The sequence below is a fragment of the Flavobacterium sp. ALD4 genome (assembly GCF_002836475.1).
Taxonomy (GTDB): domain Bacteria; phylum Bacteroidota; class Bacteroidia; order Flavobacteriales; family Flavobacteriaceae; genus Flavobacterium.
Map to the genome: position 1 here is coordinate 76,412 of NZ_PJBJ01000029.1, position 26,997 is coordinate 103,408.

The following is a 26,997-nucleotide window of genomic DNA, read 5'->3' on the forward strand; positions in this document are numbered from 1 at the left end:
AACCTTAATATTACTTATAATCGGTAGGTAACTTTCTGGCTTTAGTCTCTTGTTCAAATGCATATCCAATTTTCAGTAGCATCTCTTCTTGAAATGGTCTACTTATGAATGTAATACCAATAGGTTGCCCGGTTGCGGTATATCCCATTGGAACAGTTAGACATGGATAGTTAGCAGCTGCTGCCTCGCCTGCATTCCAATTATTGATAGATAAGATGATATCAAGTTGGTGCTCTGTCATAGTCTTTTCAAAAAGCGCGACGCCTGCATCATGTAATTTTACTCTCAATTGATCTAACTCTTTCACGCTAAGATTAGTGTCAATAATTTTTTCAAAACGACCTTGACCGTAAGGGATTTTATTTAAACTATCTTGCTTATTGTAAGCGACAATATCAGAGACGGTTCGTAAAGTCAATTCTTTAGATGAATACTGTTTTAAATAATTTGGAAGATCAATTCTCATGTCAGCATTAAGTAAAGTGCCAAATCCTTCCAAATCTATTTTTGCAGGCTCAAATTCGATTGCAATACCTCCTAAAGACACTATCTTTTCTACATTGAGCTTATAAATGGAATCCTCTAAAAAGGTTTTGTTTACACCAAATCTTACGCCTTTTAGACTTCCAGTTTGTAGTTCTTCCCAATATCTTTTATTGTTTTTAGGACTGTTTTTAGTGACTATATCGGCACTGTCCTCACCAGTCATGACTGAAACTAATATGGCGCTGTCGATAACGTTTTTTGTCATTGGTCCTGGGGCATCTAATGTGCTAGACAGGGGTACAATACCGGAACGGCTTAGCAAACCAGTTGTTGGCTTCAGACCCACAATAGAATTTGAACTTGAAGGAGAAAGGATGGATCCCGAAGTTTCAGTTCCTACTGCTGCTGCTGCATAGTTAGCAGCTATAGAAGAAGCGCTACCAGAGCTTGATCCTCCAGTGTCGAATTTTTTTCGCCCATAGGGGTTTAGTGTTTGGCCACCCACTGCACTATAGCCATTAGGGCACTCTAGGCAAAGAAAATTTGCCCATTCACTTAGATTAGCTTTACCTAAGATGATGCCGCCTTTTTCCTTTATCCGTTTGACTATAAATGCATCTGCAGCTTCATTATTTCTTAATAGTTCAGTTCCCGCTGTGGTGGGTAATCCCTCAAAATTGATGTTGTCTTTTAAGAGAATTGGCATGCCATAGATAGGGTGATCTTGACTTGATTTGTTCTTATCTCTTTTGCGAGCTTCATTAACAGCTTCTGGATTAATAGCTATTATATTGTTCAGGTATTCATTTTTGTTATTCTCGTATTTTACAATTCGGTACAAATACCATTGTGTGAGTGTTTCGTAAGTAAGGCTGCCATCTTGGATATGTGATTGGATAGTAGGGATGTTTTGTTCCTGAATTAAAGGCTTTAACTTTTGATAATCCTCTTCTGAAAAATTCCTTATCTGGTCGGCAACGTTTTTCCAAATTGCGTTTTTATCCAAAACTCTTGATTGAATAAGTTTGAAGCGCAATTTTATGGACTCATTACCTGCAGTTTCTGCTAACTCTTTGGATTCATCGTAAGGAACCCAGGGCGCTATTGTAGTTTGGGGTTTTCGCGCACAAGCAAGCGTAAGAAATAATAAGATAAGGATTGTTTTTTTCATAGGAAATGGTTACTATAGTGTTGTATTTTTTTGTTAACGAGATCCAGCTTTACTTCAATTGTACCGAGTGGTTGCTATAGCCCATTGTTCTCGGGGACAAGTTAGGACTTTTCTTATTAAGAATCACTTTTAGTTTATGTACAAAACTAACTTAAAATTAAGTAAAAGGTCAGAATTCGGAAAAAGCATTTTTGTCGGAAGTTACGAGCAAGTAAATTTTAGTTTAATAAGGGGGGAGCTAACGTTTCAATTCATTTTCTAATTAAAGTAGGTACTCCTCGCAGATAAGGACCAAACGGAGTGGACAAACGAGAGTCATTTGGGGCTTTGTTAAGCACGTTTATTCAAAATGCCATTCATCTGCATATATTCCATATATAGATATAATCCATTTCATATTTCGTTACATGGTCTTCGTCAATTCCACGTTCAGAATTAACATGATAAGCATATGTTTTTATACCATAGTGTTTAAACTCTAGTAGTAGTTCTTTATTAGATTCGATAAATTTTCTTGATACTGCAATATCTTTAATACCAAGTTTTGCTCCACTAGATTAAAACGAATGATTGGATTAGCTTTAAAAAAACTCCCCAATTACGAAAGTAATTGGGGAGTAGAAGTTGGTATTTAAACTATTATTAGTTCACGATAACCCATTTACCTGAGGCTACTAAGCTCTCAGCTTTTTTGAATTTCATTTCTTGAGTTTGGCCATTATCCACGTTTTGAATCGTAACGGTATCATTACGATTAATTTTGGGCATATCTCTCTTAATAGTTTCAGTAACTTGTCGTTGTTGCGTTTCACCGGCTTCACGATTTGCACTTTCACTATTTGGAATTTCGTCTTTACTTAATTGTAAATTTTCTTTTGGACGAACTTCTTCTCTAGCTTCTTGAATTTCTGGAGCACTTTGTTGTGGCAAATCCCCTTTGAACAAGAAGGAAATCACTTCTTTATTAACTCCATTCAACATACTGTTGAATAAATTGAAGGCTTCGAATTTATAGATAAGCAAAGGATCTTTTTGTTCGTGAACGGCAAGTTGAACTGATTGTTTCAATTCATCCATTTTACGTAAGTGCTTTTTCCAAGCTTCATCAACGATAGATAAAGTGATGTTTTTCTCGAAATCTGCAATAAGTTGTTTCCCTTCAGAAGTATATGCTTTTTTCAGATCAGTAACCACGTTCAATGATTTTACACCGTCTGTAAATGGTACTACTATACGTTCAAACTGGTTGTTTTTATCTTCGTATACATTCTTGATAATAGGGAATGCTTCTCTTGCGCTACGTTCTGTTTTCTCTTGATAGTATTTTAAAGCTTCTTTATATACTTTCCCTGTCAATTCCATTTCAGTCAGTCTAATGAAGTCCGACTCAGTAACCGGAGAAGTGATAGAGAAGTAACGAATCAGGTCAAACTCAAAATTTTTGAAATCATTGGATCTTTTAGTGTCTTGGATAATTAACTCACAAGTATCGTATAACATGTTAGCTATATCTAGTTTCAAGCGTTCTCCAAATAAAGCATGACGACGACGTTTGTATACTACTTCACGTTGCGCATTCATAACATCATCATATTCCAACAAACGTTTACGAACACCAAAGTTGTTTTCTTCCACTTTTTTCTGTGCTCGCTCGATAGATTTTGTCATCATAGAATGCTGAATCACTTCACCTTCTTCAAGTCCCATTCTGTCCATTACTTTGGCTACTTTTTCAGAACCAAACAAACGCATTAGGTTATCTTCAAGAGAAACATAAAATTGTGAACTACCTGGATCTCCCTGACGACCTGCACGACCTCGCAACTGTCTGTCAACACGACGCGAATCGTGACGCTCTGTGCCTACAATCGCAAGTCCACCAGCTGCTTTTACTTCAGCACTTAATTTAATATCGGTTCCACGACCCGCCATATTAGTTGCAATGGTAACCACTCCAGCTTTCCCTGCTTCTTCTACGATTTGCGCTTCTTGTTTGTGCATTTTTGCATTCAAGACATTGTGCCCAACACCTCTCATTTTAAGCATACGGCTTAATAATTCAGAGATCTCAACAGAAGTAGTACCAATAAGAACCGGTCTTCCTGCATTCGATAATTGGGTTACATCTTCAATAACGGCATTGAACTTTTCACGAGTTGTTTTATAAATAAAATCCTCTTTATCTTGTCTTGCCATTGGTCTGTTAGTAGGTATTTCTACCACATCCAATTTGTATATTGTCCATAACTCACCTGCTTCAGTAACGGCAGTACCAGTCATACCCGCAAGTTTGTTGTACATTCTAAAGTAATTTTGTAAAGTAACGGTAGCAAAAGTTTGAGTTGCAGCCTCGATTTTTACATTTTCTTTGGCTTCGATCGCTTGGTGTAATCCATCAGAATAACGACGTCCGTCCATGATACGACCCGTTTGCTCGTCAACAATCATGATTTTATTGTCCATGATTACATACTCGACATCTTTTTCAAAAAGGCTGTATGCTTTCAAAAGTTGAGTCAAAGTGTGAATACGTTCACTTTTAACACCAAAATCCTGGAATAATTTTTCTTTTTCTTCTGCTTCGGCGTCTTTGTCTAATTTTTTCTTTTCGATAGCGGCAATTTCAGTCCCGATGTCTGGAAGAACAAAAAAGTCAGAATCAGTATCTCCTGAAAGGAATTTAATTCCGTGATCTGTTAATTCTACTTGATTATTTTTTTCTTCAATTACAAAATACAATGCTTCATCAATCTTATGCATTTCGCGATTGTTATCTGCCATGTATTGGTTTTCCGTTTTTTGAAGTAATTGTCTGATTCCTTCTTCACTTAAAAACTTAATTAAAGCTTTGTTTTTAGGTAAGCTTCTGTAGGCTCTTAGAAGCAGGACTCCGCCTTCTTTAGTTTTTCCTTCTTTAAGTAATTTTTTTGCTTCAGATAAAAAACCATTTGCTAATTGACGCTGTAAAGCTACTAGATTTTCAATTTTTGGCTTCAATTCATTGAATTCATGACGATCTCCCTGTGGTACTGGACCGGATATAATCAAAGGAGTTCTTGCGTCATCAATCAATACAGAATCGACTTCATCGACAATGGCGTAATTGTGTTTTCTTTGCACTAAGTCCTCTGGAGAATGTGTCATGTTATCTCTTAGATAATCAAAACCAAATTCGTTATTTGTTCCGTATGTGATATCAGAATTGTATGCTTTTTTTCTTCCTTCAGAACTTGGTTGGTGGTTGTCAATACAGTCAACAGTCATACCGTGAAATTCGAATAAAGGCGCTTTCCACGTGCTATCACGTTTAGCCAAATAATCATTCACCGTTACTAAATGCACTCCGTTTCCAGTTAACGCATTGAGATATAGTGGCAAAGTAGCCACTAATGTTTTTCCTTCACCCGTTTGCATCTCTGCAATTTTTCCTTCATGAAGTACCATTCCACCAATTAATTGAACATCATAGTGAATCATGTCCCAAGTAATTTCTTTTCCGGCAGCATTCCATTTATTTTGCCAGATTGATTGGTCTCCGTTAAGGCTTACATACGCTTTATTTCCAGAGAACTCTCTGTCCATGGCTGTCGCAGTTACTGAAATTTCTGAGTTGTCTTTGAAACGCCTTGCTGTTTCCTTTACTACCGCAAAGGCTTCAGGAAGAATTTCCAATAACGTTTTTTCAGATAACTCATAAGCATCTTTTTCTAAAGTATCGATTTCAACATATATGTCCTCTCTCTTATCAAAATCTTCAATCCCTTCAACTTCAACTTTAAGAGCTGCAATTTTAGCGTCGATTCCCGCACGGTTCAGTTTTATTTTTTCCTTAAAAAAAACGGTGCGCTCTCTTAATTCATCATTTGTCAGGGCGATAAGACTGCTTTCAAAAGTCTTGATTTTTTCAAGATAAGGTTGTAAAGCTTTAACATCTTTTTCGGACTTGTCTCCGACAAAGGCTTTAATTATGCTATTTATGAAACTCATAATATGTTTGTATTTCTAATTAATTTAAAATGTAAATTTAACCAAAAAAAAAGCCTCTTGTGAGACTTTTTCTTTGATTATGTATTTAATATTCATCCTCATTCCAAAGATAGTCTTCGTCTGTAGGGTAATCCGGCCAAATCTCTTCCATCGACTCATATATCTCTCCTTCGTCTTCAATAGACTGTAGGTTTTCTACTACTTCTAACGGAGCTCCTGCACGTATAGCGTAGTCAATAAGTTCGTCTTTGTTAGCGGGCCACGGTGCATCACTTAGGTAGGATGCTAGTTCTAATGTCCAATACATTTTTTGTCGGTTTAGTTTTGTGCAAAAATAAAAATTTTACCGAAAAAGACAAGTAAAAATCTATTTATTTTTAAAAAAAGTTAAGAACGTTTTTGTTTTAGTGTTCAGTAGCCAGTTTTTAGTGTTCAGTTTAAGCTGAAAAAATAGCGTCTTGTTAGATTTTTTTAACTGTGCACTGAAGACTTAAATACTGATTACTATTTCCTCGGAATCCATTTAACTTCCTCAGCTTTCAGGTCATGGGACAATTTTCGTGCCAATACAAAAAGATAGTCAGAAAGACGGTTCAAGTATTTTATAGCAATTTCAGCGACCGGCTCATTATGGCTTAAATGTACTGCAAGGCGTTCTGCGCGGCGGCATACGCATCGTGCAATATGACAATATGACACAGTAGTATGGCCTCCTGGTAAGACAAAATGAGTCATCTCAGGCAGTTCGCTTTCCATGCTGTCAATTTCATTTTCTAACAATTCAATATCAGTCTCTACGATTCCCAACTTTTTTAAGCGAAGTTCTCCATTTTTCTTCACTTCTTTTTCTTGGGGTGTCGCCAGTATGGCTCCAATGGTAAATAAGCGATCTTGGATTTCCGCTAGGGTATCTTTGTAATGCGCATTCATATCTTGGTCACGAACTAGGCCTATATTGGAGTTTAATTCGTCTACAGTTCCATAACTTTCAATTCTAATATGGTCTTTAGGAACGCGTGTCCCTCCAAAAAGTGAAGTTGTTCCTGTATCGCCAGTTTTAGTATATACTTTCATATGCTGTTTATTTGTTTGTTCGTTGACTTACTTGGTTTACCAAGTAGCCACAAATTTACTTTATTAATTCCACTATGGCATTAACAAATCGTTCTAAGGAACCTTCACTTACGTTAAAATACAAATCAGGTTCGATACATTCCACTTCCATTAGATGCAATTCATTGTCTATTACAATTCCGTCTACTCTGGCATATAATAATTTTCCCGTAAATGTATCGACAATTTTTTGTGCTTTGGCTATCAGCTCGTCGTCAGGGTGTGTTAGTCTATATATGCCGCCAAATTGCACTTGAATCCTAAAATCACCTGGTACAGGTTTTTTATTGATCGCATGGGAGAATTTTTTATTAAAGAATATAAACGAGGTTTCGCCTACTGTTTGAATTGCCGGCATAAACTGTTGTAATAACAAATCTTTTTCGGAAGCTATAATTTTATATTGGGTATTTGTTTTTTCAACATCGGCTGCTTCGAAAACTTCCGTCAGATAGGATCCGGCAGAAAAGGCGGGTTTTAATACCGCTTTTTTCCAATGGGACGGCATCAATTCTTTTAGGTTTAAATTAGTTGTTTTATCTATAAATAGGGTAGGGAGTATTTTGATTCCCTGCTGTTCCATTTCCTGCAAATAAAACTTGTGTTTATTTTTTTTTATGATGGCAATAGGATTGAGTGTCTTAATCCCCAATTTTTCTATTTGGTCAAGCCAAAGGTTGAATTCGGTTTCTTTTTCGAAATAATCCCAGGTATTTCGAAAAATTAAATAGTCAAAATCACTCCAGTTAATGCTTGGGTCATCCCAAATTACAGCACTTGCAGTAATATCATGTTTGGCCAATTCTGTAATTAAAGGTCGGTCTTGTGGGGTTAAGTCTGGAAGTTTTTCGCAGGTTAGTAAGGCTATTTTCATTTTTAAAAGTGTAATGAATTAGTAGAGTTTATTTTGGAAAAGAGTCTCCTAGCCCGGATAGAAATAGAAATCCTTTTTTATCCTGAAGTCAGGATAAAAAAGATTGTAATGGATAGCCGGAAAAAGCTCCTTCTATAACTATTTTGTGATGTCGCTTTCAACCATACCGTCGCGCAAACGAATTATTCGATGTGCGTAAGCAGCAACTTCCTCTTCATGGGTCACTAAAATAACGGTATTACCCTCTGCGTGAATGTCATTAAAAAGCTTCATGATCTCTTCAGAGGTTTTACTGTCTAAGTTTCCTGTTGGTTCATCTGCGAGAATGATAGAAGGCTTGTTGACTAAGGCTCTAGCAATGGCAACACGCTGGCGCTGCCCACCTGATAATTGATTAGGCTGGTGGTCCATTCTGTCGCCAAGGTTGACTTGCTCTAACACTTCGGCAGCGCGCGCAGTTCTTTCTGATTTTGAATATCCTGCATAAATCATAGGCAAAGCAACATTCGCCAGTGCCGTGGTACGAGGCAGCAGATTAAAAGTCTGAAAAACAAAACCAATCTCTTTATTTCGGATTTCGGCTAATTCATCATCTTTTTGCTTACTGACATCTTGACCATTAAGAATATATGTTCCGGATGTAGGTGTGTCCAAACAACCTAAAAGATTCATTAAGGTAGACTTTCCGGAGCCCGAAGGTCCCATCAGAGCTACATATTCTCCTTTATTAATTTCTAAATCAATACCTTTCAGTACATAAATAATCTCGTTACCCAGGACAAAATCTCTTTTGATATTGGTTATTTTTATTAATGGATTTGACATTGTTATTTTAATTGATAAATTATGGTTTTTGGATTTTAAAAGTACAAAACACTTTTGAATTAAAGGTAAGTTGCTTAAAATACATTTTTGTTACACAAATACAGTGATCCTCTTGTTGTTTAGTTGGGATGCCCCTCTTTGTGTTATTTAAAAAAGTGATCTAATGTACACAGCCCGTTTGGTAAATTGTACCTTACAATTGTAGTCTATCTTGCATCTTGCTGTTTACGGGAAGCGGTCTGGAAAGTAATTTAATGGTGGAGGACACCGCAAAAGGAGCTGCGGGGATGGGCAGTCTTTAGGCGTATAAGTCATTATAAATTAGTTGTTTGCATTTTATTTCATAATTAATCCGATTATTTACATAATTATTGGATTTATATTTAATACAGTTGAATGCCTGCTACATTTGCTTAGTAATATTTAATAAATCAAAATTATGAAAAGTACAAATTTAGTATTAGGAATGGCGGTTATCGCCTTAGGATTTACATCTTGTAAAGACGAAAAGACAGAAGAAGCCAACAAAACAGTTGAATCTTATGTTGTTTATGTTGACTCATTAGAAAATGTAGCTCCAGAAGATGCTAAAGCAAATTGGTCTTCAATAGAAGCTACGTATGAAGTAAGAAGTAGTCAAGCTGAAACTGCACTTTCAGATTTAAAAGAAAGTGAAGAAGTTAAAGCAAAAATAGAAGCAAGTAAAGCAAAATATGCTGCATTGCAAGCTAGAATGCAAGCTAGAATGCAAGCTGCAGCGCCAAATCCTAAACAACAAATGAGAAATTCACTGTTTGGTGAAGGAAAAATTGGTGATGATATGAATTTTGACTGGGTAAATAAAGATAATATCCTTAGCGTATACAGACAATTTATTCATACTGCTGAAGATAATAAAGACAACTATTCTCGTGAAGATTGGGATGAAATAAAATTGATGTATGAAGCATTAGACAGTAGAAAAAACACTGTTGAAAAAGAAGGTCTTTCGTCATCAGACAACAAAGAAATTGCAGGTTTAAAATTCAAATTTGGTCCGATGTTAAAAGTTAACAGAATGGGTGCTAAATCTGAAGAAATGAAAGAAGCAAAACAATAAATTTTCACTAATTTATATTAAAAAAAAGACGGTCAGGGATGGCTGTCTTTTTTTTATGGATTAAACTCGGATTATAAAATGTTCTTTTGGTTGTTCCTGTCTGAAGAAAACAAATCCCCACTGAAACGTATCAATGGTTACCGTAACTTTGGGATGTTTTTTTATCGTTTCCCAAGCATCCTCCATTGCCGGAGACCAATGAATATCATCAAAAACCCACACGCTATCATTTGTTATTGTGGGCAATAATAGATCAAAATAGCCTAATGTCGCCTGCTTTTGATGGTTACCGTCGAAGTAGATTAAGGAGAAGTGTTCCCTGTTGCGTGATGCATCCTCTTTTTCTAAATAAATGCTGAATTCAGTTACTACCGAATTAACATTGGTTAAACCAAATTTTTCTAATTGCTCTTGGGCAATTTTTGTTGTTTCCGGACAGCCTTCAAGTGTCGTTATTTGTGCCTTGCTCCCGGCGTTTTGGGATCCTAGTGCCAAAGAAGCAGTTGCCAGCCCTAAAGACGTACCAATTTCTAAAATTGTGTCAGGTTGAAAATAAGCGGTGACGCGGAACAATAATTCAGCGCGGTTTTGCGTAATTCCAGCGGTTTTGGCAATCCTGGAGATTTCTCTTTTGTTGGACTTGAAGACTTTGGAACCCGCTCCAAAATCAGTGACCTCAATGGTGTTTCTATTTTCTAAAAGCGTCTGTCGATATTCTTTTAACACTAGGTATTCCGGTTTTGGTTTGCGGTCATAAAAACATTTAGTAATCAAAGTGAATACAAAAGGGGAATGTACAGCATGCTCATTCTTAGAGTGCCAAAGGAATTTCAGGTAGGATTTGATTTGGAATAGCATAGCGTTTATTACACGGATTTTCACGAAGGAAGCACGAAGATACAAAGGCATTTTATAATTGTGGAATTTTATAAATTAAAAATTGTAACGCTATTACATGCTGTTCTAGTTTTTTGTGTTTTCGGTTCAATTCTTTTCAAGTATAAAAAGCTTTGCCATTGTCTGCAGGTATGGCGCAGAAGCTTTTACAGGGTGTGGGTTTGTACCTCATGCGTGTTTTCAAGCGCTCTTTTAATTACACGTTCTCGTTATTGGGAGAAATTAGTGTTGTTTTTTTTCTCAATTCTCTAACACTCATCGCAATGGATACTGCAATAATGATTGCTAGATACTTTCTTAATTCTAAATAGGAAAGAAATTCGACTAGCGTATAACTTTTCCCCGAGATTAATCCTTTCAGAGGAATATATAAGGAAATCAGTGTGAAACCTAAAGTCATTATGGTCATCGATAACAGTATTTTGACTATAAAGTTTTTCCAGTTCGTATTCAATTTAAAGGTTTGTTTCATAGTTTTTTTAAGTGTAAATAGTTTTGGTTTGGCAATAAGATCTAGAAGTTCGCACTAGATTTGCTACGTTTATTATTATAAAGGTAGTGTAAATTTAACAAGACAACCTTTTCCCAGTTCACTTTCGACCCATATTTCCCCATCGTGTTTTTCAACAAATTCTTTACATAGAATTAAACCTAGACCTGTGCCTGTTTCACCTGATGTACCACTTTGAGTTACTTCATAACCTATCTTAAATATTTTACTTTTTACATCTTCGTTCATACCTATACCATTGTCAGATATTGTAATTTCAATTTGGTTTGGACTTGCTACTGCGGAAACAGCAATTTCACCTCCTGTATTTGTGAATTTTATAGCATTAGTAATAAGGTTTCGCAAAATTGTAAGCAACATATTCTTATCGGCGTGAATAACTATGTCTTCAGAATAGAAATAGTTTAACGAAATGTTTTTAACAACTGCTGACGAGTTTAATAAATCATCTATTTCCTTTTTGATTGATTTGAGTTTTATGAATTCCGGTTTAAACTGTAATTGACCGGTTTGAGATTTTTGCCAATTCAATAAATTGTCTAATAAAACAAGGGTGCTTTTTGCTGAAGATTCTATTGCTTTTATAAAGAGTTCGGTTTGTTCAAAGTTTTCGCTTTTGTATTTTTTTAATAACTGTTTTGAAAAACCCAAAATAGTATTGAATGGACTTCTAAGATCATGAGCAATTATTGAAAAGAGTTTATCTTTGGTTAAATTAATTTCTTTGATTTGCTTTCCTTTTTCTACCAAGGCTAATTCAGCTTCTTTTCTTGACGTTATATCTATAAAAGTACATACAACTTGTTGAACTGAGTTATTAACTATTTTCTGTGGTGTAGCATCAACCAATAACCAAACATTGTCTTTGGAAGCAGGTCGATAAACTCCCATGATCACGCCATAAACAGGTTTGCAAGTAGCAAGTACAGTAGGGACAGGGTGTGTGTTTCCGGGAAATGTTGAGCCGTCTTCATGGATAACTTTCCATTCAGGGTCAAAAGATGTTTTGCCAACAAGTTGGTCTTCAGTTAAACCAAGCAATTCTAATGCTGCCGGATTACTCAGCAATATTTCAGCTTTTGGCCCTTGCAATAACACACCAACACGCATGTGAAATACCATTTGTCTGAATTTTTCTTCACTTGCTACCATTTTTTGTTCAACTTTTTTTATTTCAGAATAGGCAAATTCTCCTTCTAATTACTTTATCCCATTATTACTTTTCTTTATTTCAATGAATTTGCCCAATTCATTTATAAAAGCCATAAAATGTTTGTTGTCAAAATCTGCCACGATATTACTGCTTTATTCCTAAAAATCAAAAGAATATATTTTTTAAATAGATTTTCTTATTTAAGTAAAAAAAGAAACCCCAATACTTCAAGCAATGGTGCTAAAAGTATTGGGGTTGTATATTTTATAATCTCTTTCAGGAAGATAGACGGTTATCCCTCTATCTTAGCCGAAAGCTCAAACCAGCGCTCTTCTCTATCCTCAATTTTATTATTGATGTTTTCGAGTTCTTTTGCTTTTTTTGAAATATCTTCATCCGGCACTTTTCCGTCCGTGAATAATTGCTCGAGCGCAATTTTTTGAACTTCAAAATCCTTGATTTCTTTTTCTATTTTTTGATATTCTTTTTGCTCGTTAAAAGTCAAATTTCCGGTCGGGTTGTTTTGCTTCCAGTCTTTCTTCTCTGCTTTGTTTTCTTCTTTCTGTGCCACATCCGTACTGTCTTCGTAAGCTCTGAAATCAGAATAGTTTCCTGGGAAATTTTCAACCTCGCCATTTCCTCTAAAAATGAATAAGTGGTCAACAATTTTATCCATAAAATAACGGTCATGCGATACTACTAACAGACATCCAGGATAGTCCAAAAGGAAGCTTTCCAAAACATTTAAGGTCACAATGTCTAAATCGTTTGTTGGCTCATCCAGAATCAAGAAGTTAGGATTCTGAATCAAAACGGTACACAAGTACAAACGTTTCAATTCTCCACCGCTCAATCGATCCACAAAATCATATTGCTTTTTCGCATCAAAAAGAAAACGCTCCAGCAATTGCGATGCCGAAATCATTCTTCCTTTCAACAACGGAATAAATTCTCCGTATTCCTTGATGACATCAATCACTCTTTGTCCCGGTTTCGGATTAATCCCGCTTTGGGTATAATATCCAACTTTTATCGTTTCACCAATTACCACTTTTCCTCCATCAAGCGGAAGAGCTCCAGTTAATAAGTTCAAAAAGGTTGATTTTCCTGTCCCATTTTTCCCGATGATTCCAATACGTTCTCCCGGTTGAAAGTCGTAACTGAAATTATCCATTATTACATGGTCCTTGAATTTCTTGGAGATTTTGTGAAGCTCAATAATCTTGCTTCCCATACGTTCCATGTTGATCTCCAGTTCTACCTTGTTCTCCTTTCGGCGACTTTGTGCTTTGTCCTTAATTTCGTAAAAATCTTCCTGACGCGATTTTGATTTTGTCGTTCTCGCTTTCGGTTGACGTCGCATCCATTCCAATTCTTTTACGAACAGGTTTTGAGCCTTGTCCACACTTGAATTTTCGGAAGCAATGCGTTCTTCTTTTTTCTCTAAATAGTAAGAGTAGTTTCCTTTGTAGGAATATAGTTTACCATTATCTAGTTCGATGATTTCGTTACAAACACGCTCTAAGAAGAAACGGTCGTGCGTCACCATAAATAAGGTAATGTTTTCTTTTGCAAAATAAGCTTCTAGCCATTCAATCATCTCTAAATCCAAGTGATTTGTAGGCTCATCCAGAATCAATAAGTCAGGGCGGTTGATTAATATGATAGCCAGAGACAAACGTTTTTGCTGTCCACCCGAAAGATTTTTCACTTTCAGTTTGAAATCTTCCAACTTCAGTTTGAACAAAATTTGTCTGTATTGAGTTTCGAAGTCCCAGGCATTGTGTTGGTCCATTCCGTCAAAAGCTTTTTGATAAGTGTCTTCGTCTTCTGGATGTTCTAATGCTTTTTCGTAAGCTTTAATCACTTTCAAAATCTCATTATCTGAAGCGAAAATACTTTCTTCGATGGTCAGTTCGTCCTGCAGATTATTGTTTTGCGATAAGAAAGCCATTTTGATTCCTTTTCTCAAAACTACTTTCCCGGTATCCGATTCGTCCAAGCCGTTAATGATACTCATTATGGTCGTTTTTCCGGAGCCGTTTTTGGCTATAAAGGCAATTTTTTGGTCTTTGCTAATTCCAAAAGAGATATTTTCAAAAAGTGTTCTCTCTCCAAAAGATTTCGAGATATTTTCAACAGATAAGTAATTCATGCGTGTAACTAGATGTATTTGTTATGATTACGGTGTTCTTTAGTGGGCAATAACTAATTAATTATCTAATTGTGAGCTGCCAAAAAAAAACCACCGTGCAAAGGTAGTTTATTATTTTTAGGTTAAAATTTTTTGGAAAGAAGAACTTTCTCTAATTCAGCCATTTTAAGGTACCCAAAGAAATAACCGAAGATAATATCTGACGTATTTTAGGAATCCGGTATCTATTAGGGTAGACTGTGGACTTTATTTCCTACTTAGCTTTTTAGTACTTCTTTTGTTTTTAATCTCTTTGGGTTTAATTCCTAGAAGCGCTGCTTCTATTTTTCATACAGATTAAATTTACGGTAAATACCCGAGAGTTCGGCTCCGAGGGAGTTTATTAGGGAGTGTGATGGGGTTTAACTTAAAGCAATTTAAGCAAAGCAATCATAATACCTACTAGACCGCCTACAACGGCGCCATTCAATCGGATGTATTGTAAATCGCTACCCACTTTTTCTTCAATTTGCTCTACCAGTTCTTTATTGTTGAGTTTCATCATGCTGTTGCGAACCATATTCCCAATTTCACTGTGGAATTTAACCAATAGTTCCGAAACGGTTGCCCTAATCCAATGGTTGATTTTTTGTTGGGCCGCTGCATCTTGCTGCAAATTGGATAACATGCGATTGAGATTGGAAATCAAGAATTGCATCAGTGGCGTGTCATTGTTTTGCAGTTGCGCCGCTATGGTTTCCTTGTAGCGTATCAAAAGATCATGTATGACTCTCTCTCCTTCCACATGCTGCATAACACGTTCTTTTAGATTCTGGATTAGGTCGAGAGACTTTTCATCTCCCGAAGTCAGCTGTTTGGCAAAATTAAGCATCCAGTCGTCAAACTTATTGCGAATAGGGTGATTAGGGTCTGATTGGGCTTCTGAGATCAGCTCTTCTGTCTTACTGAGAAGATCATCAGCGATAAGATTTAAATCAATTCCGCCACTTTTCTCGGCAAAAAACAAGGCTGTTTTTTTTAGAAAACCTTTTTTGGCGTATTCTTCGGCTGCAATTTCAAGCTTGGAAAGAAGCAGAGTTTTTATTTCGGGATTAGTAAGAGCGGTAGAACCCTCCTCAATAATCAGTTGCCATATTTGATGATGGTCTCCATTTTTAATGGCTTTCTCTAACCAAGTTCCTAAAGGCGAAGCCAGGTCTATACTGGCAATCTGCTCTCTTAGTATTTTTTGCAATGCGTCTGCAAGTTTGGGGTTGTCCAATTCGTTTACGAATTTTAATACTATATTTTGAACTAAGCGGATTCCACTCTGTTGATGTTTGGGTTGCTGGATGAAATCCAAAATGGTTTTAGCCAAGTCAACTTCGTTTAGTTTCTCAGCAATAATGTCAGGCGAAAGCCATTTGTTGGTCACTAAGTCGACTATTCCTTCAGTTAGTTTTTCTCTGTTTTTGGCGATAATGTTCGTGTGCTTGCGGACAAAGGGAATTGGAATTTCGTGGAACAAAGCACTGACCGCGAACCAATCAGCAAATCCTCCGATGGTTGCTGCCTCAAAACCTGCCGTGACAATTTTCCATCCTTGATGAGAGAGAATATCTAAACGCAGCAATGCTTCAAAAAAAACTAGGCCTCCGAAGGCAATAAGTAAAGAGATTGGTCCGAGGTTGTTTTTCATGGGTTTTATTGGTTTGAAAAAGGCTTGGGTTTGTAGAAATATAAGTAATTATTGTGGATTATTCTTCGCAGAAGCAAATTTAAGAAGAAATAAAGAAGAGGAGGTTACAATTTTCATTCGCCAGAATTGTTTTCCTTGAGAAAGGAGTTCTTTATTTATAAAACTGAAGTTGGCAAGAGCGATACACGGACTATCGCTGAAAATAGTGAGACAGAAAAGAACTCAAATCCAACTGATGTAACTGTTGTGGGACAGCCCATAGTGGTTTTTTTGTAAAATTTTCATTAGTCAGATAATACTGCAACCCGTTTTGGGTGGCTATCCCTTCAATTTGATGAAACGGAAGTGCTATTTTTATTTTTCGTTTATTGCCGGAAAAGAAAGCCAAACGGTCGTAATCATAAAACAGATAAACGAATGGAGACAGCGATTTACTATAGCCACTAAGGACAAGCAATTTTTTATGCGGTACAATCGTAGCAGAGGTAATCAGGCCTTTTACGTTAAAAGTATCTTTCAATCTTGCGCTATAATCCCCAGGGGTTTTGGGGATGACGTATACAGCCGTTTCTTTTTGTTTCCATTGTTTTGTAAATAAGTATATGCTGTCATTTGCGACAATAAAGGCTTCACAATCAAAATTAGTTCTGTTGGATTTCATTGCCGTAAAGTCAGTCTGGTTTGAATATGAGAATGAAATGGTGTCAATTTCAGGAATGTTCCCTACAAGCGATTTTTTTTTAACCCTTAAAATATGGAGGTCTTTTCTGTTTCCCGAGGCATTATTTCCAAAATCGCCAATATAAAAATAGCTGCTGTCCTGTGCAATCTCCTCCCAGTCTTTGTTGGATACTTTTTCAAGGGCCATTTCTTTTTGAATTACACCGCTTGTATCCACACCGTAAACAGTGGTGTCTGTATCGTCGTTCGTCGTCCACAGCAGATTGTCGCTGAATACTAAACCAGATGTTTCGCGCAGCACGTCAGGCAATTGTATCGAGTACTTCGGTTTTACTTTTGCCCTACGATATGCACAACTGCCATCATTTATAGTTGCTGACGGCTTGAAGTTTTTCGACAGCGGGTCTGTACATCCCGATATTTGAGAATGAATCTGACTGATAAAAGAGAGTAATACTAATAAAAATGCTTTTTTCAATGACTTAGAATAGATTAGTTACGACTTCTTGTTTTCCAAAAGTAATGGATTCTGATTAAAAACGAGCAATCGCCGTCCGTCGGATTTGCAGGTGTTACTCAATTATATCTTTAATGGTTAAAGATCTTTTTGGGGAACCGTTTGAATTTTTATAAAGTATCGTTTTTTTACACGACCATAGTAGCTAATGGAACTCTGCAATTTTACATGTTCCTGATTTTAGCTATTTTTTTTGTAATATTGAGGATTAGGAAAAGTAGTGGGTATCGTCAACTGTCCATCAGTTGTTTTAGGATGTCCTTTTAAAAATATAAAAGTGATCATCAGTTAGGCGGTTGCAGTTTTTATTAATAAGTATTTAGCAAGGAATTTATAAAAAAAAAATAGAAGTAGAATGAAAAAAATCACGACAGCTACACTTTTACTAGTTACTCTTTTTGCTTTTTCACAGCAAAAAGATAAAGCGGAAGCAAGAGCAAAAAGTTTTTCGGTAAAAGACAGAACTGTTACCGTTTATACCTCGGCAAGTACTACGGATTTGAGATTGACAAAAACAGATACCAACTTACGATTCACAGATTTAAAGCAGCCTCTTGAGACTCAAACATGCGTATTTGTTAATCCTAGCAAAACATTTCAAACCTATTTGGGGATTGGCGGCGCTATCACGGATGCAAGTGCTACCGTTTTTGCAAAATTAACTAAAGAAAGTCAACAAGAACTCCTCAATGCTTATTATGGTAAAGAAAAAGGAATTGGTTACTCCATAATCAGAACTACTATTCATAGCTGTGATTTTAGTTCAGGAAGTTATACCTATGTTGAGGAAGGGGATACGGCATTAAAAACGTTTAATATTGATCATGATAAAGAATTTAGGATTCCATTAATCAAAAAAGCAATCGCAGCCGCAGGCGGAAAAGCAACTTTATATGTGAGTCCTTGGAGCCCACCCGCATTTATGAAGGATACCAAAAACATGTTGAATGGTGGGAGATTACTGCCTGAGTTCTATCAAGCGTGGGCAAATTATTATGTGAAGTTTATTAAGGGTTATGAAAAAGAAGGGATTCCTGTTTGGGGGTTAACGGTTCAAAATGAACCAATGGCAAAACAAACATGGGAATCGTGTATTTATACAGCAGAGGAAGAGCGTGACTTTGTAAAAAATTACTTAGGACCAACACTAAAAAATGCTGGACTTGGAGACAAGAAAATTACCATTTGGGATCATAACAGAGATTTGTTATCTCAGAGAGCAAGCACAATTCTGGATGATCTGGAAGCCAGTAAATATGTTTGGGGAATTGGATTTCACTGGTATGAAAGTTGGAGTGGAGGAGATCCAATGTTTGAAAATGTTGGGAAAGTACATGAAATGTATCCTGATAAAAATTTGCTTTTTACCGAAGGATGCGTAGAGAAATTTGATTATTCCAAATTGCAGCGTTGGGCAAACGGGGAGCGTTATGGAAAATCAATGATTCACGATTTTAATAACGGAACGGTGGGCTGGACGGATTGGAATATTCTTTTGGATGAAAATGGAGGTCCTAACCATGTAGGGAACTTTTGTTTTTCACCGATACACGGAGACACCAGAACTGGAGGGTTAATTTACACGCCTTCTTATTATTACATAGGTCATTTCTCTAAATTTATTGGCAAAAGTGCCAAAAGAATTAGTAGTGTAGCGAGCAGAAGTCAGTTGCTGACCACCTCTTTTTTAAATGAAGACGGTAAAGTGGTAACGGTAGTTATGAACGAAAGCGATGCTGCAATAAAATATAATTTGTGTATTGGAACAAAAGCGACTGAAATTATAATTCTGCCGCACGCAATCCAAACATTAGTTTATTAACGAAATCTTTTGGGGTATACAATGTTTTTCGGTGCGATTAGTTTTTGGAAATATGGATCGAGAAATATACCTTGATATTATTGTTAATCAGAAGTAGTCTTTCTGCAGACCAGAAATAGAATACAAATCAGCGTCATAAAAAAATCAAAAAATCAACTTTGCAACTATCTGTAATCATTCTCAACTATAACGTCCGCTATTTCTTAGAACTATGTGTTTTAAGTGTACAAAGTGCTTTAGAACATATTGATGGCGAAATAATCGTTGTCGATAACAATTCGCAAGATGACAGCGTCGAAATGATGAAACAACGTTTTCCAAATGTAAAGCTCATTGAAAACAAGGATAATTCCGGTTTCCCGAAAGGTAATAATACAGGTGTAGCGATTGCACAAGGCGAATATGTTTGCATTCTAAACCCTGATACCGTGGTTGCCGAGGATACTTTTACGAAAGTGTTGGATTTCGCCGAAAGGCAAAAAAACTTAGGAATTGTGGGGGTAAAACTGATTGACGGAGCAGGGAATTTCCTTCCTGAAAGCAAAAGGGGGGTTCCTACGCCTTTTGTCGCCTTTACAAAAATGACGGGGTTGTACAAGCTGTTTCCAAAAGTACAAGGACTGGGGAAATACTATGCGCAACAGCTATCGGAAAACGAAACGGGGAAAGTCGATATTCTAGTTGGCGCTTTTATGCTAATTAAACGGGATTTATATCAAGAATTAGGCGGATTTGATGAGAACTGTTTCATGTATTCAGACGATATAGATTTGTCCTATAGAGCCCTGCTTAAAGGAAAGTCGAACTATTATTATCACGAAACAACAGTGATTCATTACAAAGGAGAAAGCACTGTCAAGGATAGTGTTTATATGAAACGGTTTCAGGAGGCCATGCAGTTTTTCTATAAAAAGCACTTTAAGGTTTCGTTGTTCTTTTCGTTTTTTATGAAAACAGGAATCCTGTTTTTTTCTTTTGTTAAAATGTTTCAAGGTCAAGCCAAAGAAAAAAAGGCAGCTCAGTCCTATATTTTATATTCTTCTAATGACGAGTTGATTAACAAAATGGCGTTAAAACTTCAAAAAAAAATATTTTTTCACGATTTGAAAACAGAAAAAATGGTAATTTCGTCAAAGATTTTATCCGGAACCAAGACAGAAATGTTGTTGGATAGTCATTATATATCTTTTAAAGAAATTATAAGTTTTATAAAATTGTTTAAAAACAGGGAGTTAACTTTTAAAGTGTTACCCAAAAACACTTCTTTTTTTATTGGCAGTGATAACTCTAATGAAAGAGGAGCGATTATAAAAACAGAATGATAAATTGCATTAAATGTAATTTATATATAAAATATTTAGTAATTTCGCAAACTGAAAACAAAAATCACCTTTTAGGTTAACAATATGGCAAAATTTGAATTAAAACTTCCAAAAATGGGAGAAAGCGTCGCAGAAGCAACCATTACAAATTGGTTAAAAGAGGTTGGTGACAAAATTGAAGCGGATGAAGCAGTACTTGAAATTGCAACTGATAAGGTTGATAGTGAAGTGCCAAGTGAAGTTTCAGGTATTTTGGTAGAGCAATTATTTGGTAAAGATGATTTAGTTCAAGTGGGGCAAACCATTGCTATTATTGAAACCGAAGGTGGGGAGATGGTTCCGGTTGTTAAAGCAGCTGCAACACCAGAGGCTATTGCAGAAGTAACAAAAACGGTTGATGCCGCTAAAGATAGCGTTGCGCTCGCAACTTCGGGACTGGTTGATTTTTCAGATTCTGATAAATTCTTTTCTCCATTGGTGAAAAATATTGCTTCAGCAGAGGGCATTTCTGTTGCTGAATTGGAACAGATTAATGGTACGGGAAAAGACGGTAGAGTTACTAAAAATGATATTTTAGAATACGTTAAAAATAGAGGAAGTCAAGCAGTTTCCACTCCGGCAAAAACTGTTGAAGCTGCACAAGCAGCACCTCCAGTAGCGCAAAAAGCAGCACCTGTTTCGGTAAGCGGTGGTGATGAGATTATTGAAATGGACAGAATGCGTAAGCTTATTGCGGGTTATATGGTTGCTTCAGTACAAACTTCAGCACACGTTCAGTCTTTTATCGAGGTAGATGTGACTAATATTGTGAAATGGAGAGAGAAAAATAAAAATGCTTTCGAAAAGAGAGAAGGGGAGAAATTGACCTATACTCCAATATTCATGGAAGCAGTGGCTAAAGCACTAAAAGATTTTCCAGGTTTGAATATTTCTGTAGACGGTGATTATATCATCAAAAAGAAAAATATTAATTTGGGTATGGCTGCATCATTGCCTAACGGTAATTTAATTGTACCCGTTATTAAAAATGCAGATCAACTGAACTTAGTAGGAATGGCAAAAGCCGTAAATGACCTCGGAGGACGTGCGAAGGCAGGAAAGTTAAGACCGGATGATACACAAGGCGGGACGTATACAGTTACCAATGTAGGGACGTTTGGAAGTGTTTTTGGAACACCAATATTGAATCAACCGCAAGTTGGGATTTTAGCCCTGGGAGCTATTAGAAAAGTGCCAGCAGTTATAGAAACACCAGAAGGTGATTTTATCGGAATTCGTCAAAAAATGTTCCTTTCTCACAGTTACGACCATCGTGTTGTAGATGGAGCGCTGGGAGGTGGTTTTGTAAAACGAGTTGCTGAATACCTGGAATCATTTGATGTGAACAGAGATTTATAGTATTTAGAGAAACATTTAAAAGAACCCAACAGATTTTTTAAATTTGTTGGGTTTTCTTTTTTTTAAATAGGTTGCCGTATCAAAAAGCTTTGTCTTTTTGGACGAAATTAATGCCTGATAATTGGTAAAATTCAGGTTTAAAATTTACATTTGTATGATAACAAAAACATAAAATGGAACTTAAACTTAATAAACCAATCTGCTTTTTTGACCTTGAAACCACTGGAATTGATGTTGGAAAAGACAGGATTGTAGAAATATCAATATTCAAAGTTTTTCCAAACGGAAACAAAGAAAGTAAAACATGGTTAGTGAATCCTACGATTCCAATTCCGGCGCAAACAACGGCGGTACATGGAATCACGGATGAAAAAGTAGCGAATGAACCCACTTTTAACGAGTTGGCTTCGCAGGTTCATGCTATGATAAAAGACTGTGATTTAGCCGGATTTAACTCCGATCGTTTTGATATTCCTTTGTTGGCAGAAGAATTACTTCGTGCAGGAGTTGACTTTGATATGAAAAACAGTGTTTCTGTAGATGTTCAAACTATTTTTCATAAAAAAGAAGAGCGAACGTTAAGTGCTGCTTTAAAATTCTATTGTGGGCAAAGTTTAGAAAATGCGCACTCAGCGGAAGCAGATACTATGGCGACTTATGAAATATTGAAAGCGCAGTTAGAACGATATCCAGATTTACAAAATGACATGAAATCATTATCGGAATTTTCGACAAGAAAGAAAATTGCTGATTTTGCAGGAATGATTGCTTTTGACAAAGACGGAGAAGAGATTTTTTCTTTTGGAAAACACAAAGGAGTAAAAGTCGATAAAATTTTAGAGACAGAACCGGGATATTTTAGTTGGATACAAAATGCAGATTTTCCTTTGTATACTAAAAAAGTATTAACGGCGATTAAACTTAGGAAGTTAAATACTAAAAATTAGTACTTAGTCTTAAGTAAATAGTCCTTAGCGTATTGAATCGCTAAAAACTAGGACGAGGTACCAAGGACTAAAAACTAAGGACTAAAAATGAAAAAATGAAAATAATCTGTATTGGTAGAAATTATGTTAACCACATAGAAGAATTGCAAAACGAGCGGCCTACTGAGCCTGTTATTTTTATGAAGCCCGATTCGGCGATTTTATTAAAGCAACATCCCTTTGTTATTCCTGAATTTTCGGAAGATATTCATCATGAAATTGAAATTATCGTCAAGATAAGTAAGGTAGGGAAATACATAGAACCTAAGTTTGCCCATAAATATTATGAGGAAATCAGCGTAGGAATCGATTTTACCGCCAGAGACTTGCAAGCGAAGTTAAAAGCCAAAGGATTACCTTGGGAAAAAGCCAAAGCATTTGACGGTTCTGCCGTAATTGGAGATTTTTTGCCAAAAGAGCAATTTAGTTCGTTAGAAAATCTTACATTTGAGTTAACCAATAACGGTAAAACGGTTCAAATCAGTGATTCCAGCTATATGTTGTGGAAAATTGATGAACTTATTTCGTATGTATCTCAGTTTTTTACATTGAAAATAGGGGACATTGTTTTTACGGGAACTCCTGAAGGGGTTGCTGCCGTGAAACCGGACGACGTATTGGAGGGATTTTTAGAGGGACAAAAACTATTTAGAATACAAGTAAAATAATGGCTTTAAACTACAACCTTGCGAAAGTGTACGCGCTTTCTGATAATGACCCGGAATTTGTAAAGGAAATTCTAACGTTGTTCGTTACTGAAGTTCCAGAGGATTTGATGCAAATCAAAGAAGGAATTAAAAAGAAAGATCATAAGCATGCCTATGCTTATGCTCATAAAATAAAACCAACCTTGGACTTGCTTGGGTTGAATGTTGCTTTTGAAGAAATTCTTCAGGTGGAAGCATGGACAAAAGTTGAAGGAAAAAGAAAAGATATCGATCATACTTTTAAGAGTATAAAAACTCAGGTAAAAGATGCGATCAAAGAAATTAAAAAAGATTTTGATTTGTAAATCACGATCAATCCTTATTTTTTATACACTAAATTCAACATTCAAACTATTTGAATGTTGAATTTAGTGTATAAATCAAATCCTAAATCCATAACAGAAGAATGAAAGCAACCATAGTTACTATAGGGGATGAAATTTTAATTGGTCAAATTGTTGATACAAATTCGGCTTTTATAGCAAAGTCACTAGATAGAATTGGAGTTGAAATCAACGAAATGATTTCGATTAGTGACGACAAACAACATATACTAGATACGTTTGAAAAGCTTCAAAACACCGTCGATTTAGTGATTATTACTGGTGGTCTTGGGCCAACAAAAGATGATGTAACTAAAAAGACTTTTTGTGATTATTTCGAAGATGAATTGGTTGTGAATCAATCTGTTTTGGTGCATGTAACTGAGATGATAGAAGGTTTTTATAAGCGGACGATTACGCAAATTAACAAAGATCAGGCGCTTGTTCCTTCAAAATGTACCGTGCTGTACAATGCGGTAGGAACCGCTCCGGGAATGTGGATGAAAAAAGAAGACACTGTCTTTATTTCTCTTCCAGGAGTTCCTTACGAAATGAAGTATCTGGTCGAAAGTGAAATAATACCCAAAGTAGTACGAGAGTACAGTCGTCCTTATATTTTGCACAAGACAATTCTTACTTATGGACAAGGAGAGAGTCTGGTTGCGGAACGGATTGAAGACTGGGAAAATAGCCTTCCTGATTTTTTGAAGTTGGCTTATTTGCCGAGTCCCGGAAAAGTTCGTTTACGTCTTTCGGCGAGAGGGACGAACAAAGAGCTATTGGAAAATGCTTTAGAGCAATATATCAGGTCCTTAGATGTGATTATAAATGATATAATTATTGGTTTTGAAGAAGAGGAAACCATCGAGTTCCAGGTGGGGGAAATGCTAAAACAACAACACAAAACACTGGCTACCGCCGAAAGTTGTACCGGAGGGAAAATCGCCGCAGTTTTAACTGCAATACCGGGCGCTTCCGAGTATTTTAAGGGAAGTGTCGTTTCATATGCCACAGAAGCTAAAACAGACGTTTTAGGGGTCTCTGAGGGTATGATTAAAGAATTTTCTGTGGTAAGTGCAGCAGTGGCTTCGGAGATGGCTGTGCGTGTAAAGCAAATGATGAATACGGATTATGCGATTGCGACCACCGGAAACGCAGGTCCGACTAAAGGCGATGAAAACGCCGAAATAGGGACTGTTTTTATAGCCTTGGCTACGCCGGATACAGTAATAGTTGAAAAATATAATTTTGGCCAACCCCGTGATAAAGTGATAGATAGCGCAGTGATTAAAAGTTTAGAATTATTGAAGAAAGAAATTTTTAAAATTGTGCTATAATTTTGTTGGTTTATAGGTTTATTTTTCTTTTCTTTGCACCCTGATTTTGAATAACGATAAAAGATAAGCATAATGTCAAGAGTTTGTGACCTTACAGGTAAAAGAGCGATGGTAGGAAATAACGTTTCTCACGCTATGAATAAAACTAAGAGAAAATTTTCTGTGAACTTAGTGAAAAAGCGTTTTTATCTTCCAGAAGAAGATAGATGGATTACTCTTAGAGTAGCTGCATCTACGGTAAAAACAATTAATAAACTTGGAATTGCTGCAGTTTTGAAAAAAGCTCAAGCGCAAGGATTTATTAAATAATCTTTAAATTCTAAAAAAAAAATAGCAAGATGGCAAAGAAAGGTAATAGAATCCAGGTAATTTTAGAATGTACTGAGCACAAAACAAGTGGTGTTGCAGGGACTTCAAGATACATCACAACGAAGAACAAGAAAAATACTCCAGACAGATTAGAGATTAAGAAATTTAATCCGGTCCTGAAACGTGTAACTGTTCACAAAGAAATTAAATAATAATTAGAGATTTTAATAAAAATCTAAGGTGGCAACATTTGAAGATTATATTTAAATTTAAATAACATTTGAATCATGGCAAAGAAAACCGTAGCATCGTTACAAACAGCTTCTAAGAGATTATCAAAAGCCATCAAGATGGTGAAATCTCCAAAAACTGGCGCTTATACATTCGTAGAATCTATAATGGCACCTAATTAGTTGATGAGTTCTTGAAAAAGAAATAAATAAGAAAAGCATTATATAGAAAAGCTACTTTCGTTCGGAAGTAGCTTTTTTATTTTATATCTTTACCGTTCTGAAGAGGGTATTAGTTCATTGTGTCTAATGCTTCATTCCTAACACTGTTAATACAATGAGTTTTTTCAAAAGAATATTTTCATCGGAAAAAAAAGAGACTTTAGATAAAGGTCTTGAAAAATCAAAAACAACTTTCTTTTCTAAGTTAAGTAAAGCTGTTGCAGGAAAGTCTAAAGTTGACGATGCTGTTTTAGATAATTTAGAGGAAATTCTTGTTGCCTCCGATGTAGGGGTTAATACCACTCTTAAGATTATTACCCGCATTGAAAGTCGTGTTGCGGCTGATAAATATCTCGGTATTGAAGAACTCAATAAAATTCTGCAAGAAGAAATTTCAGCGCTGCTTTCTGAAACCAATACAGGCGCAGGTGAAGCAACAGAATTTGTAATTCCAAAAGATAAAAAACCATACGTTGTAATGGTAGTGGGTGTAAATGGTGTCGGTAAAACGACTACCATAGGAAAACTTGCGTTCCAATTTAAAAAAGCGGGTTATAAGGTAGTTTTAGGTGCAGGGGATACCTTTCGTGCCGCTGCAATAGATCAATTACAAATTTGGGCAGACAGAGTAGGTGTTCCCATTGTTAGGCAAAATATGGGGTCTGATCCCGCTTCTGTGGCATTTGATACTTTACAATCAGCGGTAGCCCAAGATGCCGATATCGTAATTATTGATACAGCGGGACGTTTGCATAACAAAGTCAACCTGATGAACGAGTTGACAAAAGTAAAACGCGTGATGCAAAAAGTCATTTCTGACGCTCCTCACGATGTGTTATTAGTTTTGGATGGTTCAACTGGTCAAAACGCTTTTGAGCAAGCTAAACAGTTTACAGCAGCCACTGAGGTAACTTCCCTTGCCGTAACCAAATTAGACGGTACTGCAAAAGGCGGTGTTGTCATCGGAATTTCAGATCAGTTTAAAATCCCCGTAAAATATATTGGTGTAGGCGAAGGAATTGAAGACCTTCAAGTCTTTAACAAACTCGAATTTGTGGATTCCTTCTTTAAATAAAACCACCTTATGAATTTCTTTTCAATCAAGAATTTGAATCCGATCGTGTTCTATTTAATCAGCGTGATTTGCTTTGTTTTGGCAAATTTGGTTAGGGATGAAAACATGGGGCTGTATTA

Annotated in this window: 23 protein-coding genes and 1 pseudogene; 12 read left to right on the top strand and 12 right to left on the bottom strand. The window is 36.2% G+C overall.

What is annotated here, in order from left to right:
• Window positions 1-10: 10 nt before the first annotated feature.
• The 6 genes from CXF59_RS08035 to CXF59_RS08060 form a co-directional block, all read right to left on the bottom strand.
• A complete protein-coding gene (locus tag CXF59_RS08035; protein WP_101137309.1) occupies window positions 11-1,657 on the bottom strand; it encodes an amidase family protein in 1,647 nt (548 codons plus the stop codon).
• 642 nt (window positions 1,658-2,299) lie between these two features.
• Entirely contained in the window at window positions 2,300-5,644 is a 3,345-nt protein-coding gene (gene secA / locus CXF59_RS08040; RefSeq protein WP_101137310.1) for a preprotein translocase subunit SecA, read from the bottom strand.
• Window positions 5,645-5,729: 85 nt separating this feature from the next.
• Entirely contained in the window at window positions 5,730-5,951 is a 222-nt protein-coding gene (locus CXF59_RS08045; protein ID WP_007138072.1) for a DUF2795 domain-containing protein, read from the bottom strand.
• Between the two features lie 197 nt (window positions 5,952-6,148).
• Window positions 6,149-6,718 carry a cob(I)yrinic acid a,c-diamide adenosyltransferase gene (locus CXF59_RS08050; RefSeq protein WP_101137311.1) on the bottom strand — a complete coding sequence of 190 codons (570 nt, stop codon included), beginning with the start codon at window positions 6,716-6,718 and terminating at the stop codon, window positions 6,149-6,151.
• A gap of 55 nt (window positions 6,719-6,773) precedes the next feature.
• Entirely contained in the window at window positions 6,774-7,631 is an 858-nt protein-coding gene (locus tag CXF59_RS08055; protein WP_101137312.1) for a RimK family alpha-L-glutamate ligase, read from the bottom strand.
• Window positions 7,632-7,769: 138 nt separating this feature from the next.
• On the bottom strand, window positions 7,770-8,456 hold the full coding sequence (locus tag CXF59_RS08060; RefSeq protein ID WP_101137313.1) for an ABC transporter ATP-binding protein: 687 nt from the start codon (window positions 8,454-8,456) through the stop codon (window positions 7,770-7,772).
• A gap of 439 nt (window positions 8,457-8,895) precedes the next feature.
• Between CXF59_RS08060 and CXF59_RS08065 the strand changes: the two genes are divergently transcribed.
• Window positions 8,896-9,555, top strand: coding sequence for a hypothetical protein (locus tag CXF59_RS08065; RefSeq protein WP_101137314.1), 660 nt, complete (start codon window positions 8,896-8,898; stop codon window positions 9,553-9,555).
• A 60-nt stretch (window positions 9,556-9,615) separates the two neighbouring features.
• Here the strand turns inward: CXF59_RS08065 and CXF59_RS08070 are convergent, their stop codons facing one another.
• The 6 genes from CXF59_RS08070 to CXF59_RS08095 form a co-directional block, all read right to left on the bottom strand.
• Window positions 9,616-10,413 carry an O-methyltransferase gene (locus CXF59_RS08070; RefSeq protein WP_101137426.1) on the bottom strand — a complete coding sequence of 266 codons (798 nt, stop codon included), beginning with the start codon at window positions 10,411-10,413 and terminating at the stop codon, window positions 9,616-9,618.
• Window positions 10,414-10,648: 235 nt separating this feature from the next.
• The gene (locus tag CXF59_RS08075) at window positions 10,649-10,924 is read right to left on the bottom strand and encodes a hypothetical protein (RefSeq protein WP_101137315.1); all 276 of its coding nucleotides are present in this window, start codon (window positions 10,922-10,924) and stop codon (window positions 10,649-10,651) included.
• Window positions 10,925-10,999: 75 nt separating this feature from the next.
• On the bottom strand, window positions 11,000-12,115 hold the full coding sequence (locus tag CXF59_RS08080) for a PAS domain-containing sensor histidine kinase (RefSeq protein ID WP_101137316.1): 1,116 nt from the start codon (window positions 12,113-12,115) through the stop codon (window positions 11,000-11,002).
• Between the two features lie 293 nt (window positions 12,116-12,408).
• Entirely contained in the window at window positions 12,409-14,271 is a 1,863-nt protein-coding gene (locus tag CXF59_RS08085; RefSeq protein ID WP_101137317.1) for an ABC-F family ATP-binding cassette domain-containing protein, read from the bottom strand.
• Between the two features lie 406 nt (window positions 14,272-14,677).
• Window positions 14,678-15,949, bottom strand: coding sequence for a DUF445 domain-containing protein (locus CXF59_RS08090; RefSeq protein ID WP_101137318.1), 1,272 nt, complete (start codon window positions 15,947-15,949; stop codon window positions 14,678-14,680).
• Between the two features lie 190 nt (window positions 15,950-16,139).
• A complete protein-coding gene (locus CXF59_RS08095) occupies window positions 16,140-17,108 on the bottom strand; it encodes a T9SS C-terminal target domain-containing protein (RefSeq protein WP_232758772.1) in 969 nt (322 codons plus the stop codon).
• Between the two features lie 394 nt (window positions 17,109-17,502).
• Here CXF59_RS08095 and CXF59_RS08100 point away from each other — a divergent pair, with 394 nt between their 5' ends.
• The 11 genes and pseudogenes from CXF59_RS08100 to ftsY all read left to right on the top strand — a co-directional run bounded on the left by CXF59_RS08100 (window position 17,503) and on the right by ftsY (window position 26,878).
• Window positions 17,503-18,969, top strand: coding sequence for a glycoside hydrolase family 30 beta sandwich domain-containing protein (locus CXF59_RS08100; RefSeq protein ID WP_101137319.1), 1,467 nt, complete (start codon window positions 17,503-17,505; stop codon window positions 18,967-18,969).
• 158 nt (window positions 18,970-19,127) lie between these two features.
• Window positions 19,128-20,291 (top strand): glycosyltransferase family 2 protein, encoded by a 1,164-nt coding sequence (locus CXF59_RS08105; RefSeq protein ID WP_101137320.1) that lies wholly within the window; start codon window positions 19,128-19,130, stop codon window positions 20,289-20,291.
• 84 nt (window positions 20,292-20,375) lie between these two features.
• Entirely contained in the window at window positions 20,376-21,689 is a 1,314-nt protein-coding gene (locus CXF59_RS08110) for a dihydrolipoamide acetyltransferase family protein (RefSeq protein ID WP_101137321.1), read from the top strand.
• A gap of 173 nt (window positions 21,690-21,862) precedes the next feature.
• Window positions 21,863-22,636, top strand: a complete 774-nt coding sequence (locus CXF59_RS08115) for a 3'-5' exonuclease (RefSeq protein WP_101137322.1) — start codon at window positions 21,863-21,865, stop codon at window positions 22,634-22,636.
• Between the two features lie 95 nt (window positions 22,637-22,731).
• Complete coding sequence (locus tag CXF59_RS08120; RefSeq protein WP_101137323.1) at window positions 22,732-23,343, top strand: fumarylacetoacetate hydrolase family protein; 612 nt, start codon at window positions 22,732-22,734, stop codon at window positions 23,341-23,343.
• Window positions 23,343-23,687, top strand: coding sequence for an Hpt domain-containing protein (locus tag CXF59_RS08125; protein WP_101137324.1), 345 nt, complete (start codon window positions 23,343-23,345; stop codon window positions 23,685-23,687). Before CXF59_RS08120 ends, CXF59_RS08125 begins: the two co-directional genes overlap by 1 nt.
• A gap of 101 nt (window positions 23,688-23,788) precedes the next feature.
• The gene (locus CXF59_RS08130) at window positions 23,789-25,042 is read left to right on the top strand and encodes a CinA family nicotinamide mononucleotide deamidase-related protein (protein ID WP_101137325.1); all 1,254 of its coding nucleotides are present in this window, start codon (window positions 23,789-23,791) and stop codon (window positions 25,040-25,042) included.
• Window positions 25,043-25,114: 72 nt separating this feature from the next.
• Window positions 25,115-25,351 carry a 50S ribosomal protein L28 gene (rpmB, locus tag CXF59_RS08135; protein WP_101137326.1) on the top strand — a complete coding sequence of 79 codons (237 nt, stop codon included), beginning with the start codon at window positions 25,115-25,117 and terminating at the stop codon, window positions 25,349-25,351.
• 29 nt (window positions 25,352-25,380) lie between these two features.
• On the top strand, window positions 25,381-25,563 hold the full coding sequence (gene rpmG / locus CXF59_RS08140) for a 50S ribosomal protein L33 (RefSeq protein ID WP_016988713.1): 183 nt from the start codon (window positions 25,381-25,383) through the stop codon (window positions 25,561-25,563).
• Window positions 25,564-25,638: 75 nt separating this feature from the next.
• Window positions 25,639-25,790 (top strand): annotated as a pseudogene (locus CXF59_RS08145) (DUF4295 domain-containing protein).
• Between the two features lie 128 nt (window positions 25,791-25,918).
• Window positions 25,919-26,878 (top strand): signal recognition particle-docking protein FtsY, encoded by a 960-nt coding sequence (gene ftsY / locus CXF59_RS08150; RefSeq protein ID WP_101137328.1) that lies wholly within the window; start codon window positions 25,919-25,921, stop codon window positions 26,876-26,878.
• Window positions 26,879-26,997: the final 119 nt, after the last annotated feature.

Excerpts from the sequence above, each read along its gene's own strand:
- CXF59_RS08035 (WP_101137309.1), bottom strand. The coding sequence starts at position 1,657 with ATGAAAAAAACAATCCTTATCTTATTATTTCTTACGCTTGCTTGTGCG.
- secA (WP_101137310.1), bottom strand. The coding sequence starts at position 5,644 with ATGAGTTTCATAAATAGCATAATTAAAGCCTTTGTCGGAGACAAGTCC.
- CXF59_RS08045 (WP_007138072.1), bottom strand. The coding sequence starts at position 5,951 with ATGTATTGGACATTAGAACTAGCATCCTACCTAAGTGATGCACCGTGG.
- CXF59_RS08050 (WP_101137311.1), bottom strand. The coding sequence starts at position 6,718 with ATGAAAGTATATACTAAAACTGGCGATACAGGAACAACTTCACTTTTT.
- CXF59_RS08055 (WP_101137312.1), bottom strand. The coding sequence starts at position 7,631 with ATGAAAATAGCCTTACTAACCTGCGAAAAACTTCCAGACTTAACCCCA.
- CXF59_RS08060 (WP_101137313.1), bottom strand. The coding sequence starts at position 8,456 with ATGTCAAATCCATTAATAAAAATAACCAATATCAAAAGAGATTTTGTC.
- CXF59_RS08065 (WP_101137314.1), top strand. The coding sequence starts at position 8,896 with ATGAAAAGTACAAATTTAGTATTAGGAATGGCGGTTATCGCCTTAGGA.
- CXF59_RS08070 (WP_101137426.1), bottom strand. The coding sequence starts at position 10,413 with ATGCTATTCCAAATCAAATCCTACCTGAAATTCCTTTGGCACTCTAAG.
- CXF59_RS08075 (WP_101137315.1), bottom strand. The coding sequence starts at position 10,924 with ATGAAACAAACCTTTAAATTGAATACGAACTGGAAAAACTTTATAGTC.
- CXF59_RS08080 (WP_101137316.1), bottom strand. The coding sequence starts at position 12,115 with ATGGTAGCAAGTGAAGAAAAATTCAGACAAATGGTATTTCACATGCGT.
- CXF59_RS08085 (WP_101137317.1), bottom strand. The coding sequence starts at position 14,271 with ATGAATTACTTATCTGTTGAAAATATCTCGAAATCTTTTGGAGAGAGA.
- CXF59_RS08090 (WP_101137318.1), bottom strand. The coding sequence starts at position 15,949 with ATGAAAAACAACCTCGGACCAATCTCTTTACTTATTGCCTTCGGAGGC.
- CXF59_RS08100 (WP_101137319.1), top strand. The coding sequence starts at position 17,503 with ATGAAAAAAATCACGACAGCTACACTTTTACTAGTTACTCTTTTTGCT.
- CXF59_RS08110 (WP_101137321.1), top strand. The coding sequence starts at position 20,376 with ATGGCAAAATTTGAATTAAAACTTCCAAAAATGGGAGAAAGCGTCGCA.
- CXF59_RS08115 (WP_101137322.1), top strand. The coding sequence starts at position 21,863 with ATGGAACTTAAACTTAATAAACCAATCTGCTTTTTTGACCTTGAAACC.
- CXF59_RS08120 (WP_101137323.1), top strand. The coding sequence starts at position 22,732 with ATGAAAATAATCTGTATTGGTAGAAATTATGTTAACCACATAGAAGAA.
- CXF59_RS08125 (WP_101137324.1), top strand. The coding sequence starts at position 23,343 with ATGGCTTTAAACTACAACCTTGCGAAAGTGTACGCGCTTTCTGATAAT.
- CXF59_RS08130 (WP_101137325.1), top strand. The coding sequence starts at position 23,789 with ATGAAAGCAACCATAGTTACTATAGGGGATGAAATTTTAATTGGTCAA.
- rpmB (WP_101137326.1), top strand. The coding sequence starts at position 25,115 with ATGTCAAGAGTTTGTGACCTTACAGGTAAAAGAGCGATGGTAGGAAAT.
- rpmG (WP_016988713.1), top strand. The coding sequence starts at position 25,381 with ATGGCAAAGAAAGGTAATAGAATCCAGGTAATTTTAGAATGTACTGAG.
- ftsY (WP_101137328.1), top strand. The coding sequence starts at position 25,919 with ATGAGTTTTTTCAAAAGAATATTTTCATCGGAAAAAAAAGAGACTTTA.